1 protein-coding gene is annotated in these 2,322 nt (G+C 32.0%); it reads right to left on the bottom strand.

Translation table 11 applies throughout. The features are described 5' to 3' along the window. Positions 1-326 precede the first annotated feature (326 nt). Complete coding sequence (locus BV214_RS15280) at positions 327-2,243, bottom strand: hypothetical protein (protein ID WP_086478376.1); 1,917 nt, start codon at positions 2,241-2,243, stop codon at positions 327-329. Positions 2,244-2,322 lie beyond the last annotated feature (79 nt).

Here is a 2,322-nt window from a genome sequence, read left to right as displayed (position 1 = left end):
ATGTTCTCTACAAACTGATCGATAAATCGCACTGAATTGTCCTGTGGGACCATGTCGTCCAAACAAGTGCTGTAAAGTGTTAACTGCTCCCGGTCTTGTCCTTGTTGATATTCCATACCTTAAGTTACAAAAAGCCGGGATTGGATCTGAAGATGATGCAACGGGTTTTCAACAAGGTTATTAAGTTTTGAGACAGTCTGACGGTCTCGTATAAGAATAGTAGCGGATTTTTATGCACTTACTTTTCGGTTAAACACAGACCTATTTTATACTTACTTTCTTTGGTTTTAAGCGACTAAACCGCTATTATTTTTATACATTGTTAGCTACCGTTTTTTCTTCGGTTTTTTTCCTCCCTTTTGAAAATATTCATCTATCTCTTGAGAGGTTTTATTTAGTGAATAGTTGTCAACTTTTTTCAGAAGTTTCTCATCAACTAATTTTCCATTTTCGAGAAAGTAACCTAACAAGTCAATTTCATCATTTACTCGTATTTTTTCGCTAGTGAACAATGGAATTCTTTGTTCTAAATATTCTATAAAGTCATCTTCGTTTTCTAAAATATCGGAAAATATCATTAAATCGAACAAGCTACAATTCCAAGCGAATTCTACGTCAGGTTTAACAATTCCCAATTCTTTTAATTCGTGTAGGTTTGAAATATATCCAGATAAATGTTCAAGTGTTATTGTTACCCTAAATGTTTTCTTAGTATTATCGACATTTATTGTTTTTCCTTGCTTATCATAAAAAGAATTATTGTCGTTTTCTATTATGTACTTATATGCTCGGTGGCTTTGATAAGCTCCATAACCCACAGTTTCAGAAAGTTGACCTGTTAAGCTCTTTAATGCACCTCTTTTGGATGGTGCTGATAAACCTCCTGCTTTTATTTCAATTATGTAATTAGCTTTTTCTGAAATAATAAGTAAGTCTAATTCAGTCTCAACTGGATTGCCATTTTCATCAAGTATTCCAGGTTTGTATTTAAGATTGAGATAAGAAGTTGATTTTTTTATAAAATTATCTAATAACTCTGCTGTTTTGTTTTCTAGATAATTGTCTCTAGAATGCGAGTATTTATTACCTAGAAATTTTTCTTTATAGTATTTTTTGTCTGCATTTTTTATTAAAAATTCTGCAATATCAAAAAGATTTCGAGTTAGAAGATTAAAAGCAAAAAGATAGAATTCATCTTTATATTTTATTATAGGTTTTTGGGTTATTAAAGTTTCACTTAATGGTAAACCCTGAAACTTTGGATTTAAAAAACCTGCATTTTCTCCGAATTCTTGGGTTATAGCTTCAACTACTTTTTTATGTCGTTCTTGTCTGAATCTTATTTTATGTAATTCTTGAAACTGTTTTGGGTCATTGATTAAAAATCCATCAGGTTTTCCTTTTTGAGAAACGAAATCAGGATTATCAGCCAGAAAATCAATCATTGGCTGTGGGTCATCAGCTCGAAATGATTTTATCCCTTTTGCTTCATACCATTCCTTAAATCTATTCATAGAACTTGGATGTGGCATTCCATTTGGTAACCTTAACCTACAATACCAAGAATCTTCTAATTGTATAAACGTTTCTAAAATATCATCTGAGTCAAAACCATAATTGTCAATAAAGAATTGGTCGTGTCCTGAAAACATTTCTTTGAATATTGCATAGATATGATTCATATATCCATCTCCTCGCATATGTAGTGCTTCCAAAACAGTTAAAAATCTTAAATGGCTTTCCTGCTCTGTATAATTTCCAATTAGACCTTCTGTAGATATATAGGCATTATAAGCCATTCTGATATTCGTAAGTAAATCCTTAAGTTCCTCGAAAATATCTGTAGTAGGCTGTTTTGTAGGATTGTTTTTTATAGCAGTTGCAAAACTAGTTGCATATTCCAAAGTCACTTCAGCCATTCCATCATCTTCTGGATTATTGTGGTTTAAAAAGTGATTATATGAAAGGAACCCTAATAGTTGAAAATTGTCGAATGTTTTAAAAATTTCAATTACTCTTTCGATGGATTTTTCAATAAACTCTAGATTTTTAGGTCTATTCGCTATTACTTGTTGAATGTATTCTTCGTGTTGTTTTTTGGTCCGTTTGTTTTTTACGGTAATATTTTTTCCATCTAATTTTAATTCTATGCCATTAACAAGTTCTCTTCTCACACCAGAAGCTTTTCCATAGACTTTTTTTGTCTTTTTCTTTTTTTTCTTTCTTCCTCTACTTTTCGGCATAAGTTCGATGTTTGTTCAAATGGTAGCTAACGGTCTCGGCGTCGAGTAGGCAAGGGGAATTTCACCCCGAGCCTCTCAC

The sequence above is a fragment of the Arenibacter amylolyticus genome, from assembly GCF_002150785.1.
Lineage (GTDB): Bacteria > Bacteroidota > Bacteroidia > Flavobacteriales > Flavobacteriaceae > Arenibacter > Arenibacter amylolyticus.
Note: the sequence above shows the minus strand (reverse complement) of the source record. Positions and strands in the feature narration are given on the sequence as shown.